The organism is Kribbella sp. NPDC023972 (genome assembly GCF_040639075.1).
GTDB lineage: Bacteria > Actinomycetota > Actinomycetes > Propionibacteriales > Kribbellaceae > Kribbella.
The window spans coordinates 132,303-146,500 of the sequence record NZ_JBEZZH010000007.1 but is presented as its reverse complement, the minus strand read 5'-3'; the positions used below and the strand labels follow the sequence as shown (position 1 = coordinate 146,500).

Here is a 14,198-nt window from a genome sequence, read left to right as displayed (position 1 = left end):
ATCCGGCCTTCGGAGGGCCGGGCGTGCATCCGTCACCAGAGGGTTGCTGGTACGCCGCCCTGCGAGCGGGCGGCGTACCTGGGTGGCTTACTCCTCGACCGAGACGACCCGCACCCAGTCGGAACAGTCGGCTTCGCACCACACGTGATCGCCGCGGTGGGCGATCCGGTCGCGCTGGACGTGCCCGCAGGCGAGCCGTACCCGGCGCATCGCGTGACCCTGTTTGACCGGAGCACCGGTCCTGCCACCCGGAACACGCTTCCTGAGGTCGGCCATGGCCGGTCCTCCTCTCTCGTCACATCGTTGATTGTTGCCCGAGGCGCCTTTGCCTCGCTGCGTACAGGAGACAGGATTCGAACCTGCTCAGCCTCACGGCAACGGGTTTACAGCCCGCCCCACCTCTCCCACGGTGGCGCTCCTGCTCATCGCTTGGGGAAGTAGCGCCCGACCCTCGCGGCGTAGTGCTTGTACTCGTCCCCAAACCGCGTGGTGAGCCGTCGTTCCTCGCCGACCACGTCGCGGTGGATCGCTGCGCCGACGAATGGCAGAGTGGCGATGATCCACCCGGACCCGGCGATCATTCCGATCCCCAGGTGCAGCAGACTCCAGCCGACGTACATGGGATTGCGGCTGACGGCGTACGGCCCGCTGGTGACGAGCCTCTCGGGCTCGGCGAGCTCGGTGATCCCTGCCGCCGTCAGCGAGCTCGCGATGAGGGCGCCTCCCGCGATCACAGTTGTCCAGCCGATCGATCGCCGGCGCTTCAACGTCCACGGGCGTACTTGTTCGAGCGCGAGCCCGAGTCCGATCCCGGCCAGGTTGGCTTCGGGGATCGGTACGTTCGTCAGCTTCGCGCTCGTGCGACCTCCTCGACGAAGGCATCGGGGCGTTCGATGTGCGGGACGTGCCCGGCATCGTCGATCACCCGCAACGGCCAGCCTTGCCGCTTGCTTGCCGCGGTGGCGAGGTCCAGTGGTACGAATCGGTCTTTCGCACCCCACACCAGCGTCGTCGGCACGTCGATCGGTTCGCGAACTTGCTTGGTGCATGTGCCTACGAGGTAGCGCATCGTCCGCTTGACGTGCGGCACCACTGCCCGGCTCCGCGTGTAGGTGGTGAAGGCGTTCATCCAGTCCGGGTCCAGTCGCCGTACCCGGTCAAGATCAGCGAACGCCCATCGCTCGAACCGCACCATGTTCGCCTCGGACGGCCGCAATGCGAACCTGACCGCGATGACGCGCAGCCCGGCCGGCATCCGATACGGCCCGATTCCTGGCGCGCCGTACAGCACCAACCGCTGCAGCAGCTCACCATCACGAACCGCGAACCGTGCGGCCAACGTTCCGATCAACGAGTGCGCGATCACCATCGGCGGTTGATCGCAGGTCAACCGCAGCAGCGCCCTCAGCCAACCGTCGAACGCAGGCGAGTCCAAGCGTGTGACCGGGTCGGACTCTCCGAGCCCCGGCATGTCAGGAATGACGAGCCGGTGATTCCGCGCGAGACTCGACACGACCGGAGCCCAGTAAGGCCCGCCGCACTCGATCCCACCGTGCAGCAACACGAGCGGCGGCCCGTCCCCACCCTCGAGAACGATGGTGGAGACGCCGTTCACGTCGATCCGCCGTTCCTCGACAGGCAGACCGCGCAGCAGCCGCGCGCGTTCGATCGTCACGTCCTTCAGGCTAGGTCCGAGTGAGACCCGCCCGCGTCCGAAGAATCACGCAACCCCGCCGCCGCGCGACTGCGCAGAACTATGTACCCCGTACCGGATTCGAACCGGTGATCTTCCGGTTGAGAACCGGACGTCCTGACCAGCTAGACCAACGGGGCCTGTCTTTCCGCGGTGAGAGCGAGATTCGAACTCGCGGGCCGGGCGGACCCCGGCCGACGGTTTAGCAAACCGCTGCCTCTGCCTACAGGCGGACCTCACCCCGGGCGGCCGCCGTCTCCCCTGACGACGGCGGCCGCCGTACCGCTAGCCCTTGACGCAGATGACCTGCTTGAGGTGGGCGACGACCTCGACCAGGTCGGACTGAGCGGCGATGACCGACTCGATGTCCTTGTAGGCGGCCGGGATCTCGTCGACCACACCGGCGTCCTTGCGGGACTCGACCCCGGCGGTCTGGGCGATCAGGTCGTCGACCGTGTACCGGCGCTTCGCCTCGTTGCGGCTCATCCGCCGGCCTGCCCCGTGCGAGGCCGAGTAGAACGACCGCTCCGAGCCGAGCCCGCGAACGACGTACGAACCGGTGCCCATCGACCCGGGGATGAGCCCGAGATCCCCGCGCCCGGCGCGGATCGCGCCCTTGCGGGTGACCAGGAGCTCGAGCCCGTCGATGTGCTCCTCGGCCACGTAGTTGTGGTGGCACGAGATCGGCTGCTCGAACCGCACTTCCTGCACGAACGACTCCCGCACGGCCTGCATCACCAGCGCCAGCATGACCGCACGGTTGCGCGACGCGTACTCCTGCGCCCAGGTGAGGTCACGGCGGTACGCGTCCATCTCCGGCGTACCGGACAGGAAGACCGCGAGGTCGCGGTCCGGCAGGTCCGCGTTGTGCGGCAGGGCCCGCGCGATCCGCATGTGCCGCTCGGCGAGTTCCTTGCCGATGTTGCGGCTGCCCGAGTGCAGCATCAGCCAGACGCGGTCCTCGTCGTCGAGGCAGACCTCGATGAAATGGTTGCCGCCACCCAGCGAACCCATCTGCTGCTGGGCCTTCTTCTCCCGGTCCTGCACCCCGTCGTGCAGACTCGAGAACGACCCCCAGAACCGGTCCCAGCCACGATCGAGCCCGAGCTTGCGCACGCTGACCGGGTCCTCGTGCGCCCGGAACCCGACCGGTACGGCGGCCTCGATCCGCGACCGGATCGGCGACAGGTCGTCCGGCAGGTCCGCGGCCGTCAGCGAGGTGAGGACGCCTTCCATCCCACAGCCGATGTCGACCCCGACCGCGGCCGGCGACACCGCCTGCTTCATCGCGATGACCGACCCCACTGTCGCACCCTTGCCGAGGTGGACGTCCGGCATCACCCGGACACCGTGCACCCACGGCAGTGCCGCGATGTTCCGCAGCTGCTGCAGCGCCTGCGCGCCCACCTCGTGCTCGTGCGCCCACATGAGCGTAGAGCTCTTGGCCCCACTGAGCTCGACCGGGAACTCCACGTTCATCTCCTCACTCTCCTCTATCGTCCGCATGCGGTGAGACTGGGATTCGAACCCAGACGTCCGTTGAAGGACCGGCCGTTTTCGAGACGGCTGCCGCTAGGCCTGACACTCGGCTTATCTCACCAGGTCGCGTCCGCCGTGCGGTACGGCGTACAGCTGCCAGGGCAGGGCTCGAACCTGCGGGACCTCGGGTCAGAACCGAGGGTGGGACGCCGTCGCCCACCTGGCATCGCGCTGACGCGGCACCGGGTGGGTACCGCGTCAGATCGCCAGCTCAGCACGTGAGGGGATCCACGGCTGCCACAGCAGTGGCATACCGGCCTCCTCGGGCGTGCGTGAGCCCTTCTTCTCGTTGCAGGACGCGTGCGCGGCGACGGCGTTCAGCCACTCGCCGCGTCCACCCCGGGAGCGCGGCACCACGTGGTCCATGGTCGTCGCGCCGGGCCTACCGCAGTACGCGCACGTGTGCTTGTCGCGCTTCAGTACGCCGGCCCGCGTGTACTGGAGCCGGCCGGAGGCGTACCGCCATTTCGTCACGACGTACCGCACCAGCCGCAGCACCCGGGGGAGAGGGAACGGTCCGATGCTCGCGCCGTCATGCGCTTCCTCGACGACGGCGACCTCCCGAACGAGCATCCGGATGGCGTGCGGGATCGACACGACATGCAGTTGCTCGTACGAGGCGTTGAGCACGATCACACCGCTCATGTGGTTCCTCCTCCCTTCCAGTGTGCCCGACAGCGCGCCGCCAGGTCGGGTGATCTCGGTGTGGTCATGGGTCGGGCGTTGGGTGCGGCCCCGGGGATTCGAACCCCGAACCTTCTGGTCCTAAGCCAGCTGCCTCTACCAATTGGGCGAGGGCCGCGGGTACTGGTGGTGCTCTGGTACGACGCTGTGTCGCACGGGTCCTGCTGGTACGACGGTGGGTCGTGTGCGGCCGTCGTACGGCGTGGTTGTGGTTGTTGGTCGTACTGGGGTGTCCGGCGGGGCTCGAACCCGCTTCCTCCGGGGCCACGTCCCGGCGCATCGCCCACTTCCGCTTCGGACACAGCACGCCCGGCAGGACTCGAACCTGCACTCCCCGGCTTCGTAGACCGGTGCTCTCTCCTGTTGAGCCACGGGCGTGGAGTGCCCCGCGCCGGATGTGGTGCGGATTTCCGTCGCAGGGCACGTTCGTGGCGCCCGCTCGGCCGGTAGCTGAGCATCCTGCGGGCGCCTGGTCCAGCTGGAGGGACTCGAACCCCCGTCGTCCTCATCCCAAATGAGGCGGCCTAGCCACTGGCCCACAGCTGGTCACGTCCCCGGACCGGGCGGTCCAGGAACGATTGCCCCAGGACCGCGCGGGTCCCAGGAACGACTGCCCCAGGGACCGCGGGGCCCCAGGAACGTTTGTCCCAGGACCGCGCGGTCCCGAGGTGGTTGCCCGGGCGGACCCGGGCGTCTTCCCCGGCGCACGGGCGGCGCCGCAGGGAAGGTCCACCGAGCCTCGGCGGCCCGGCGGAAAATGCGATGAATGTCCAGTTGTCAATTGTTCGAGTCGGCATTCGTAAATGCCAGACAAAAGCATCGGTGGAAGGAATCGAACCCTCATGACACGGGTTTGGAATCCGGTCAGCAACCATTGCTCACCGACACGCTCCGAGGTACGAGCAAAAGAAAAGAGCCGCCTGGCGCCGGATACCCGGCTCAGACGGCTCCCTGGGACGATCTCCCACTGGAGATCACACAGGTGGACCGCCCGAACTCGGGCTCAGCTCGGTGCCGAGCTGGTAGTAAAAGGCTTCGTGGTCGACGGATCGCTCATCGCACACCGGTCGCGAGCACGCCGGCAAGGCAATGGCTGCTTGCCAAGCCCGCATAGCGTTCCACTTCCCGTGCACGGTGATCTCCTCAGTCTGTAGTTCCTGCGGGCATTATTCTCACCCAACCCCCACAAGAAAGTCAACGCATTTCCCCAGCCATTCCTTCCAACCGCCAATTCCCATCCCTCTGACGCCACCCGCCCCCGCCAGGTTCCTCCGATCACAAAGTGAGCTCGGACCACCACAGCGGACTGCTGGAGTTGTGCCGCATCGCCTACCGATCGAGTTGGCGGTACAGCGCTGGAAGCAAGTACGACGACGCACGTGCGCGAGCAACTACGGCTGGTACTGACTGAGCTGGCCACATGCCCCGCAAGCCCGTATCGCGCATACAGCCAAGCAACTACGCGAGGAGGTGCGCCGGCTACTCACCGAGATCGCGGAACAAGTTGGAGCAGGTTCGGCCTACGCCGGGAGCGCGGAGGCACGACGGAGGCCGCGGGTGGGCTGATCGGGACCGTGACGGACGATTCAGCAGGACAGAGCACCATACGAGCCGGTCATGACGCCCTCGGCACGTGATCGCACCGGTGACCTTGCCGGTCTGCTGAGCACAGCCGCGGCGGCCGAAGACCCCGACGAGCCGCCACCAATGCCCCCTGTTCGACTATCCGATTCGGAATCTCCCCCACCCTCCCGCTACACTCTTGCCTCGGCCCCCGTGCCACCCGCCGCCTTAGCTCAGTCGGCAGAGCGTCTCACTCGTAATGAGAAGGTCGTCGGTTCGATTCCGACAGGCGGCTCCACCCAAACCCCCAGGTCAGAGGCCACTCTCCGACGCTGGGGGTTCTGTGATTTCGGCCTCGGTTCCCTTCGAGGCCCCCGAGAGGCCCCGGTGTGCTCGGCGACCTTCCTGGCGGCATCCAAGAGGTTCTGGTCGATCAGGTGTCCGTAGAGGTCCATCGTCATCGACGCGGTTGCGTGGCCAAGGATGCGTTGCACCACCTTCGGGTCAGCGCCCGAGCCCAGCCAGACGGACGCGGCAGTGGGCCGGGGGTCATGCACCCTGAACCCAGGCACGCCCACTGCTCGTGTCGCTCTAGTCCAGCGCACCGAGCGCTTCCAATTCGACTCGCTCAGGGGACCGCCACGTGGAGCACCGAAGATCCACGCGTCATGGGCTTTGTCGGCCGCCCACCGGTCGATGATCGGAACAATGCCGGCGACGAGCGGCACGGTCCGCGCGCGCTTGTTCTTGAGAGTGTCGACGAACAGCTCACCAGGGAAGCGTGAGCGCCTGTTCCTCACTGTTCGGCAACTGGAGGAGCTGGCGACGCTTGCCACGGCCCATACGCCGAGCTGATCCTTGTCCTGGGCTTGGGTGGTCTGCGCTGGGGTGAGCTGGCTGGCCTGCAAGTCGGTGACCGGGTATACGTGCCCGGCCGTGGGCTTCGGCTCCAACGGGCCGTCCTGTCGAGCCGCAGATCACCGACGAGCTGCGCGCCCTGGCGCTCGGCCAGGTCGACGAGCTGCCGCCGGCTATGTCCGCGATCACCAGCCCGCACGAGTTTCTGAGTGCAGCCGCCGAGGTCTCTCCCGAGCTGGCCCGACAGATCAAGGCCGCACTCCAGACCGCCGAGACCAAGGCCGTCGAGAGTGCTACCCCTACACCCGGTGTAGACGACTTCCTGACGGCATGCCAGGAAGCCGGTCGCCAGCTCGCGATCGTCAGCAACAACACCGGCGCGTCGGTGCGCGCTTACGTCGACCGAGTCGGCCTGGCCGATCTCGTCCAGCACATCGAGGCGCGCGACCCGTCCGACCCGGCGTTGATGACGCCGAGCCCGCACCTGATCGAACGAGCCGCCCAGGCGTTGGAGGTGGAACCCGGCGCCTGCACCCTGATCGGCGACCAGACCACCGACGTACAGGCCGCCCGAGCAATCGGAGCTGCAAGCATCGGCTACGCCAACAAGCCCGGCAAGGCCGACGACCTGACCGCCGCTGGAGCCGACGCCGTGATCGCCCGCTTCCACGAACTCACCGAGGCGATCCGCGCCAACTAGGGCGGCCGACAACAGCTCCGCAGGCTGTGATCCGCCAACAGATGCGCGACACTCGTCCGCCAATTGATGTGCGACAGGCTAGAAGCCTGGCGACCACCTGGGCGTCGGCTCGGGCACGGCGCACCCGGGGGGCATGGCTCCTGTGAGCTATTGCAACGTAAGGACAACAGGGCCGTTAATGAATCTGTGTGGCGCGGGGTTCCTCAGCTCCGATTTCCGGGTTGACCTCGCGCGTGTTGCGAGGAGGGGACATTTCATGAGGAGAGCACTTACGGCCAGCGTTTTGGCCGTCGCTGCGACGGTGGCCTTCGCGCCCAGTGCATCGGCGACGATCCATCCGATCGTCGAATCCGCAGACTGTGCCAACGCGACTGCCGACGCAGCGCACCCGCTCGGTGACGTGGCAGATCCCCCGGGACAGACCCCCGGCTACGGAAGCCACTCGGAGACGAGCACGCTGCGCGCGGTCGCGGAGGCAATCGACACGCCCGCCGCCTTCGGTCACAAGCTCGACGAACAGTGTGGACACGTTGGTAACTAGCTTGTGGTGTGCCGAGTGAACGACCCCCGGCCCGGCGTCGGGGGTCGTTCTCAGGGGACAAACTTCCGCATCCAGCGATGCAGCGTCGACCGATGCACCCCAATCCGCGCGGCCACCTCCACGACATCCGCGCCCTCCAGCACCGCACGAACCGCGTCCAGACGTTGCTCGACCACCGACAAGACAACCAGCGCCAATCCCGGCCTCCCGAGTCCCAGACGCCCCACGGAGACGTCGAACCCAGACTGGCCGAACCAGCCACTGTCGCAGATCACTTGGCGGACGGGTGTCGCACATCAGTTGACGGAGGACACCAGCTCCGCGAACTCTCTGCCGAGTTTGGCTCTTATGGATCAAGGGGCGCGCTTCGGCGCGCAGGCCCGGACTGCGGGCGGCGCTGGCGCGCCGTCCTCGCCGGGCCTATCGAGCAGGACGCTTCCACGTCCACGCGATCCCAACTCCCAATGACCGACGTGCGCGGCGTCTGACCCCCGGTTGCCCGTCCCCCGGCCGCTCGATCGTACGGCCACCACGACCCAGGTCAAGAGCGCCTACGGCGTCGCTGCGGGAGGCGACTCTTGACCTGCGCCGCGCTGGCCTGGGTTTGGCAGCTATCGGGGGGACGGGGCAGGTGTGAACTGGTCCCCGAGAGTTGGACTGGTTAAGTAAGAGGTTATGGGGTGCCTAGGCCGCGAGGGCTTGGGCCCGGTATTGCACCGGGCTCAGGCCCTCGAGTCGTGTTGAGATGCGGTGGTTGTTGTACCAGCTGATGTAGTTGTGGAGTGCGATGGTGAACTCCTCGGTGGTGGTGAACGTGGTGTGGTTGAAGAGTTCTTCTTTGAGGTGTCCGAACCAGTTCTCGATGACGGCGTTGTCGTAGCAGTTGGCTTTGCGAGACATCGACTGGGCCGCGCCGGCCGCGGCGAGCAGGTGCTGCCAGGGGGGTGCTGGTACTGGAACCCTTGGTCGGAGTGAACCAGGGGCGCCTGACCGGGCTCGAGGGCGGCCAGAGCGTCTCGCAGTGAGTTGTTGGTCAGGTCCAGGTTCGGTGAGTCGCCGATCGTGTAGGCGATGATTTGGCGGTCGAACAGGTCCATGACCGGCGACAGGTAGACCTTGCGGTCTCCGACGCTGAACTCGGTGACGTCGGTAACCCATTTCTGGGCCGGGGCGGCCGCGGTGAAGTCGCGGGCCAGCAGGTTCGGGGCGGTCCTGCCGGCCTCGCCCCGGTAGGAGTTGTAACGCTTCTTCCGCCGTACCGGGCATTCGAGGCCGAGTCGGCGCATCAGTTTCAGGACGGTCTTCTTCGCCACCCGCCAGCCCTGCTCGGCCCGTACCACAGCCAGCTTCAACTCGTACGAGTACGACCGCTTCGTCGGCCTGCCCACCAGCGCTCCTCTGCCCCAGATCCGCCAGCGACGATACAACTGCTTGACCGGCCACCGTGCCACACCCAGCAGCCTCGCCACCGAGAGTTCATAGCCCAAGGCCGGTGGTGACGGTGTCGGTCATCCTGCAGCCGCTCCCCAGTGCCGGCCGGGACGAAGCAGCTCAGACGCTCGTGCCCTGCTCGACCACTGGCCGCGAGCAGCAGGTGAGTGACCCGCCGCGACGGATTGCTGAACAACGCCATCGGGCGCGGTGCCAAGGTCGTAGGCTCTGTGGCATGCCGCACGAGAAGCTGTCATTGGAGCAGATCGTGCGGGCTGCGGTGCAGATTTTGGATACCGAGGGCGTCGGAGGGCTGAATCTGCGGCGTCTCGGTGCCGAGCTCGGCGTTGCTCCGTCGGCGCTGTACTGGCATGTCCGCAACAAGGACGACCTGATTGTTCTGGCTGGCGACCATGTCTGGAACGAAGTCGACCTGCCGCAGGCCGATCAGCTCGGATGGCAAACGGCCATCGTTGCGCTTGCGAGCAGCGTTCGTCGGATGCTGACGAACCACTTCTGGCTGGTCACCACCATGAGCACCCATGTGATCTACGGCCCGGGCAAGGCGCGCGTCGACGATCACAGTCTCGGCATCTATGAGTCGGCCGGATTCACCGCGGCGCAGGCCGACCAAGTCGCCGCGACGGTCTTGATGTTCGTCATCGGCGCTGCGCAAGGCGATGCTTCCGAGCGAACGTGGCAGGCCCGGGTGCGGCGGTCCGGCGCTGATGAACACGCAGCGCTCCAGGCGGCGATCGACGAGATCAACGCCGTTGCGCAGCAGTTTCCGCGTCTGCGTGACCGCCAGTTGCCCAGCACGCCTCCGGCGGGAGATCAAGACCCATTCCGGTTTGGCCTGCAAGTCATCCTTGACGGCCTGCAGGCCTCGCTGATCAACGGAAGTGCGCACCCGCTGACGGAGTAGCCAGCGCGACGATCACCACCAACAGCCCGATCGTGGTGAGCAAGAACCGCGCAATCTGCAAAGGTCGCAGCCACGCCGGAAACTCGCGTGCCGCCGCAGCGACGACCGACTCAGCATCGAGTCGACGCACCACAGGATCGCTGGACCGGCGAAACGCTGTCCTGGTCCAGCGAACGGCCATCAGTTGCCCCGACGTGACGAATCCACCGACAACCAAGAGCAGGCCGGCCACGATCCAGGTCAGCACTCGAGCGGCCCCGATGCCCGCCAAGTCAAGCGCTGCGACCGCGAAGAGCACCACCGCGATCCCGAATGGCAGCAGCATCTCTGCGGCCGATTCCTTGAACTGAATCCGATGCTCAGCCAACACTCGCGCCGAGGCACCCTGCGCCTCCACCGCAGCCTCCGCCGCACGCTCAGCCGCATCACCGAAACGATAAGCAACGACAGGGATCACGCAGAACGTCATCCCAAGCAGCACCAGCACCGCTACTGCGATCCCAACCATCAACGCGCCACCTTCTTCCAGACTCATACTGAACTAAGTTCAGTATGAGTCTGGTGAGGGTCATGATCCGAACGTCGAGCAGAGGTCATTGGATCTGGCGACTCGAGCATCCGAACTGGCGCCAGGGCCACGACTGGCAGGAAGTGGTGACGAGCGTCTGCGTGGACGCAGGCGCCGAGAGGCTCGACCCTCTGCTCCCGCCGGAGGACGCGACACAGGTGTGGGATCGTTCGCCGATAGGCCGCCCACGGCGGTCGCGGTCCTGATTGGCGATCACCCGCGCGAAACCTGGGACGATCGGACGCCACAGATGATCAGTCCGGGCGACCCTTCCGCCGGCGGCTGACCGCACGCTCGGCCTCCCGGCTCGCCTCGCGCTCGGCGAGCGCGTGCCGCTTGTCCCAGGTCTTCTTGCCGCGGGCCAGGGCGATCTCGACCTTCGCGCGACCGTCCTTGAAGTAGAGGGTCACCGGGACGATCGTGAGCCCGCTCTCGTTGACCTTGCGCTCGATCTTGTCGATCTGGGCACGATGCAGCAGCAGCTTCCGCTTGCGGCGTGAGCCGTCGTTGAACCAGCGGGCCTGGGAGTACTGCGGGATGTGCACGGCATGCAGCCAGATCTCCCGGTCCTCGACAGCGGCGAAGCCGCCGACCAGGGACGCCCGCCCGGCACGGAGCGCCTTCACCTCTGCACCCTGCAGCACGATCCCCGCCTCCCAGGACTCGCCCAGATGGTAGTCGTGGGCAGCCTTGCGGTTGCGCGCGACCACGGGGTCGGCCTCGGGTTTCTTCACAGGGTGATTCTGCCCCGACAGCCCGACAGCCCGACAGCCCGACCTGCGAGCCGACTGAGGCCGAGCAGGCTGCCCTGACCGAGCAGCGAGACCCTGTATGGCAGGGCCAAGTGGTCCGCCGGCTCATGTGTGAGGACCCCTTCGACGTGGTAGCTGACCTGGGAGCCTGCGTCGTGGCCGGTGTCGTGACCGACCGTCGGAGTGCCTTTCAGCCAGCGGCAAGGTTCTCTGGGAGAGACCGCATGGTGATCGGCGGTGGTGTCGCCAGGATCGAATACTCGACCCGCTGGCCGCCGACTTCGACGCTGTGTTCAGCTCCGAACACACTCTGGGGGCGCATCAGTCGCATCCTTGTGGGGCGCTCACGCACCTGTGCCGTTGACCTTGACAATTCGCATCGCTGGTGGTGCCGTCGAAGCAGGATCGCTGTGCTCATGAGCGGTCGGGGGACAGGTCGGCCGTCGGTTGTGCCCTCCCTCGATCGGAGAGGGGAGCCGAGATGATCAACAAGCGAGGAGTCATGTTCGGGGCGGGCCTGATCGCTCTCCTCCTGGCCACCGCAAGCCTCCTGCAGCCGTCGGCGGCGCAGGAGCCGCCCGCGGAGCCCGGCTGCTAGACGTACGCAAGCCCGGTGGCTCACAAACGATCCCCCTTGGACTAGCCGATCAGGGACCAGACTGCGCCACAGACCTAACGTGTAAACACATTCAGCCCGCAGCGGAGCGCGGGCGGGGGAGGGCATCATGAAGCGAACCATTGGCCGGATCGTCGTGGCTCTGGCTTTCACCACGGCGTTGTCGTCGGCGGCGGGCATCGCGAGCGCGGATCCCATCCGGTCGCCGAGATCGTTCGTCGAGCAGCTCGCCTGCGACAACGGCGAGACGTACGAAATCGTCGTGACCGGGGCCGGGACGTTTACTCCCGCGCACGACCTGGCGACCAACTCCATCCTCGTCCCTGTGGAGTTCGGTGAGTTCCACGGCGTGCTGACCGATGCCCAGGGCAATGTGTTGGAGGAGTTCACCGATCCGCCGTTGTTGAAGGGGAACGCGCCCCAGGATCGCGCTACGTCGGTCACCTGCACCTTCGATTTCGAGGACACGTTTACCGACCCCGAGTTGGGGCTGGTGACTTTCCAGGGTGAGGGCAGCGTCATCGCTTTCGTGACGCCGGTGCGGTGACGACCATCGAGGGCTGTGGCGGCAGTCTTCGTGATCGTCCACTCATCGGTGCTGTCGCGGGCGTGGTCGTCGCGATGTGCCGCTAGTGCGAAGTCGGCTCGTCTCTTCGCCAACCGGCGCGGCGGGCGGCGGTTGGCGGCCTACGATGCGGCGGTGAGTTCTTCGTTGACTGTTCGCCCGGCTCGGGTCGAGGACGTCGCGCAGATGGCGCGCGTGAATGTGCGGTGCTGGCAGGAGACGTATCGGGGACTCATGTCGGACGCGGTGCTCGACGACCCGGGATTCCTGGCTGCTCGGGAGCGCTTTTGGACTGCCGCGTTGACCGACGAGCGGTATCGCGAGAACCGCGTGGCTGTCGCCGAGCGGGACGGCGAGCTGGTCGGGATCGCCATGTCAGGCCCGCCCTTGGACGCCGAGTCGGCGTGGGCGTGGCAGCTGTATGTGCTCTACGTGTATGCGGCCGACCACGGCACGGGCGTTGGGTCGGCGCTGCTGGAGGCGGTCGTCGATCCGGAGGAGTCGGTGGCGCTGTGGGTGGCCGACCCGAACCCTCGTGCACAGGCGTTCTACCGCAAGCAGGGCTTCGTTGCCGACGGAACGGCCCAGGTCGACGGCGGGGTGCGGGAGATCCGCATGATCCGGGGTCTGCAGAACAGTCGCTGATCCAGTTCGCGGGCGGACTCCGCGCTGACGTCCTCGCCTCGTTGGGCCGCAGCGGCCCGGCAACGCGGTTGGCGACGTAGTCGCTCCAGCCGCGGGCGGCAGGCTGCGGCTTTGCCGGTACGGACGCCAAGGAGGGCCTCTCAGCTCTCCTCGTACCTGCTGCAGTCTCGGTCTACAGGAAGGTCTCGATCCAGCTCAGGATGTGTGCCTGATCGATCCGGTAGGAGAAGCCCGCCCCGGCGCAGTTCTGGTTGATCACAAACGAGTTCACCGCCACGATGGTGCTTCCGTACAGCACCGGGCCGCCCGAGTCACCAAAGCAAAGCCCACCTTGGTGCGGCTGTCCCGGGTTGCTGGACAGGTGCAGGTTGAAGCCCGCCGAATAGCCGCTCTGCAGGCTGACCAGCTTGACTGTGGCCTGCAGCCGCCGCACGTCGGCCACCTGGACCGGCTGGGTGTCCTGGACACCGTAGCCGACGATGGTGAACAGCTCGTGTTTGTACAGGGTCTCGGCCAGCCCCACGGTGGGCAGCGAGCCGTAGGTGGACAACCGCACCGGCTTGTCCAGGACGACGATGCCGACGTCGCTGGTGTTGGGGAAGGTGGCGAAGTCGTCGTAGTCGGGGTGGGTGTAGGTCTCGCCGGTGACGCCGCGGGTGTAGTCGCCGGAGAGGACCTCGGCGGTGGAGGGCGCGGTTTCGGTGAACCAGGCCTCCGCGGATGCGGTTCCGAAGGTGCAGTGGCCAGCGGTCAGCACGACCGTCGGCGAGATGAGGGTGCCGGTGCAGCGCCAAAGGTAGTTGCCGTCTTCGTCGAAGAAGCGGATGACCCCCACGTAGGGATGCTGGTTGTTGTCGGGCTGCCCGTAGAGCACGGCTTGGGCCGGGCCTGCGGTGACCACGAGAGAAGCGATCGCGGCGAGCAGTACGAGGAGTTTGCGCATGATCCCACCTCCGCACTCGACTGTGCGATCCGCATTTTAGTAACTGAGTCACCCCGAGGTCCATGGATCGGCATGCTCGGAGAAATGATCCATTCGGCTGCTGGCGGCCACTCGAGTCGGAGGTGTCGCGGACCTGCCCCGGTTCCTCGTCGAGAAGGGCAAACCGGCTCCTGAC

At 66.6% G+C, this 14,198-nt stretch carries 14 protein-coding genes, 11 tRNA genes and 2 pseudogenes; 5 read left to right on the top strand and 22 right to left on the bottom strand.

Annotation, left to right across the window (positions count from 1 at the left end):
- Window positions 1-87: 87 nt before the first annotated feature.
- The 15 genes from AB0F43_RS26985 to AB0F43_RS26915 form a co-directional block, all read right to left on the bottom strand.
- Entirely contained in the window at window positions 88-276 is a 189-nt protein-coding gene (locus tag AB0F43_RS26985) for a hypothetical protein (RefSeq protein WP_360482488.1), read from the bottom strand.
- A 62-nt stretch (window positions 277-338) separates the two neighbouring features.
- Window positions 339-422 (bottom strand) — tRNA-Tyr (locus AB0F43_RS26980).
- On the bottom strand, window positions 423-767 hold the full coding sequence (locus AB0F43_RS26975; protein WP_360482485.1) for an isoprenylcysteine carboxylmethyltransferase family protein: 345 nt from the start codon (window positions 765-767) through the stop codon (window positions 423-425).
- 77 nt (window positions 768-844) lie between these two features.
- Window positions 845-1,675 carry an alpha/beta hydrolase gene (locus AB0F43_RS26970; RefSeq protein ID WP_360482482.1) on the bottom strand — a complete coding sequence of 277 codons (831 nt, stop codon included), beginning with the start codon at window positions 1,673-1,675 and terminating at the stop codon, window positions 845-847.
- An 84-nt stretch (window positions 1,676-1,759) separates the two neighbouring features.
- Window positions 1,760-1,833, bottom strand: a tRNA-Glu gene (locus tag AB0F43_RS26965).
- A gap of 11 nt (window positions 1,834-1,844) precedes the next feature.
- Window positions 1,845-1,934: transfer RNA gene (locus tag AB0F43_RS26960), tRNA-Ser, on the bottom strand.
- A 44-nt stretch (window positions 1,935-1,978) separates the two neighbouring features.
- The gene (locus tag AB0F43_RS26955; RefSeq protein ID WP_360483200.1) at window positions 1,979-3,121 is read right to left on the bottom strand and encodes an RtcB family protein; all 1,143 of its coding nucleotides are present in this window, start codon (window positions 3,119-3,121) and stop codon (window positions 1,979-1,981) included.
- Between the two features lie 79 nt (window positions 3,122-3,200).
- Window positions 3,201-3,293, bottom strand: a tRNA-Ser gene (locus tag AB0F43_RS26950).
- Between the two features lie 32 nt (window positions 3,294-3,325).
- Window positions 3,326-3,398 (bottom strand) — tRNA-Gln (locus AB0F43_RS26945).
- Between the two features lie 32 nt (window positions 3,399-3,430).
- Entirely contained in the window at window positions 3,431-3,877 is a 447-nt protein-coding gene (locus tag AB0F43_RS26940; protein WP_360482479.1) for an HNH endonuclease, read from the bottom strand.
- Between the two features lie 83 nt (window positions 3,878-3,960).
- Window positions 3,961-4,034 (bottom strand) — tRNA-Leu (locus tag AB0F43_RS26935).
- A gap of 107 nt (window positions 4,035-4,141) precedes the next feature.
- Window positions 4,142-4,218, bottom strand: a tRNA-His gene (locus AB0F43_RS26930).
- A 2-nt stretch (window positions 4,219-4,220) separates the two neighbouring features.
- Window positions 4,221-4,294 (bottom strand) — tRNA-Arg (locus tag AB0F43_RS26925).
- A gap of 92 nt (window positions 4,295-4,386) precedes the next feature.
- A tRNA-Pro gene (locus AB0F43_RS26920) sits at window positions 4,387-4,462 on the bottom strand.
- Between the two features lie 271 nt (window positions 4,463-4,733).
- Window positions 4,734-4,802 (bottom strand) — tRNA-Trp (locus AB0F43_RS26915).
- 899 nt (window positions 4,803-5,701) lie between these two features.
- Between AB0F43_RS26915 and AB0F43_RS26910 the strand changes: the two genes are divergently transcribed.
- A tRNA-Thr gene (locus AB0F43_RS26910) sits at window positions 5,702-5,777 on the top strand.
- Window positions 5,778-5,922: 145 nt separating this feature from the next.
- Here AB0F43_RS26910 and AB0F43_RS26905 read toward each other — a convergent pair.
- Window positions 5,923-6,279 (bottom strand): annotated as a pseudogene (locus tag AB0F43_RS26905) (tyrosine-type recombinase/integrase); the annotation flags it as partial.
- A gap of 233 nt (window positions 6,280-6,512) precedes the next feature.
- Here AB0F43_RS26905 and AB0F43_RS26900 point away from each other — a divergent pair.
- Window positions 6,513-7,037 carry an HAD family phosphatase gene (locus AB0F43_RS26900; RefSeq protein ID WP_360482476.1) on the top strand — a complete coding sequence of 175 codons (525 nt, stop codon included), beginning with the start codon at window positions 6,513-6,515 and terminating at the stop codon, window positions 7,035-7,037.
- Window positions 7,038-7,628: 591 nt separating this feature from the next.
- Here AB0F43_RS26900 and AB0F43_RS26895 read toward each other — a convergent pair.
- The 3 genes and pseudogenes from AB0F43_RS26895 to AB0F43_RS26885 all read right to left on the bottom strand — a co-directional run.
- The gene (locus tag AB0F43_RS26895) at window positions 7,629-7,775 is read right to left on the bottom strand and encodes a helix-turn-helix domain-containing protein (RefSeq protein WP_360482473.1); all 147 of its coding nucleotides are present in this window, start codon (window positions 7,773-7,775) and stop codon (window positions 7,629-7,631) included.
- A 487-nt stretch (window positions 7,776-8,262) separates the two neighbouring features.
- Window positions 8,263-8,478, bottom strand: coding sequence for an IS3 family transposase (locus AB0F43_RS26890; protein ID WP_360482470.1), 216 nt, complete (start codon window positions 8,476-8,478; stop codon window positions 8,263-8,265).
- 107 nt (window positions 8,479-8,585) lie between these two features.
- Window positions 8,586-8,891 (bottom strand): annotated as a pseudogene (locus AB0F43_RS26885) (DDE-type integrase/transposase/recombinase); the annotation flags it as partial.
- 353 nt (window positions 8,892-9,244) lie between these two features.
- Between AB0F43_RS26885 and AB0F43_RS26880 the strand changes: the two are divergent.
- Entirely contained in the window at window positions 9,245-9,934 is a 690-nt protein-coding gene (locus AB0F43_RS26880; RefSeq protein ID WP_360482467.1) for a TetR/AcrR family transcriptional regulator, read from the top strand.
- Here AB0F43_RS26880 and AB0F43_RS26875 read toward each other — a convergent pair.
- Window positions 9,903-10,469 (bottom strand): hypothetical protein, encoded by a 567-nt coding sequence (locus AB0F43_RS26875; protein ID WP_360482464.1) that lies wholly within the window; start codon window positions 10,467-10,469, stop codon window positions 9,903-9,905. The genes AB0F43_RS26880 and AB0F43_RS26875 overlap by 32 nt on opposite strands.
- Window positions 10,470-10,756: 287 nt before the next feature.
- Window positions 10,757-11,236, bottom strand: coding sequence for an SsrA-binding protein SmpB (gene smpB, locus AB0F43_RS26870; RefSeq protein WP_360482461.1), 480 nt, complete (start codon window positions 11,234-11,236; stop codon window positions 10,757-10,759).
- A gap of 743 nt (window positions 11,237-11,979) precedes the next feature.
- On the opposite strand from smpB, the gene AB0F43_RS26865 reads away from it, so the two are divergent.
- Both AB0F43_RS26865 and AB0F43_RS26860 read left to right on the top strand, forming a co-directional pair.
- Entirely contained in the window at window positions 11,980-12,417 is a 438-nt protein-coding gene (locus AB0F43_RS26865; protein ID WP_360482458.1) for a hypothetical protein, read from the top strand.
- A gap of 153 nt (window positions 12,418-12,570) precedes the next feature.
- Window positions 12,571-13,080: a GNAT family N-acetyltransferase gene (locus tag AB0F43_RS26860; RefSeq protein ID WP_360482455.1), complete on the top strand. Its 510-nt coding sequence runs from the start codon at window positions 12,571-12,573 to the stop codon at window positions 13,078-13,080.
- 172 nt (window positions 13,081-13,252) lie between these two features.
- Here AB0F43_RS26860 and AB0F43_RS26855 read toward each other — a convergent pair whose 3' ends face one another.
- The gene (locus AB0F43_RS26855) at window positions 13,253-14,023 is read right to left on the bottom strand and encodes a trypsin-like serine protease (RefSeq protein WP_360482452.1); all 771 of its coding nucleotides are present in this window, start codon (window positions 14,021-14,023) and stop codon (window positions 13,253-13,255) included.
- Window positions 14,024-14,198 lie beyond the last annotated feature (175 nt).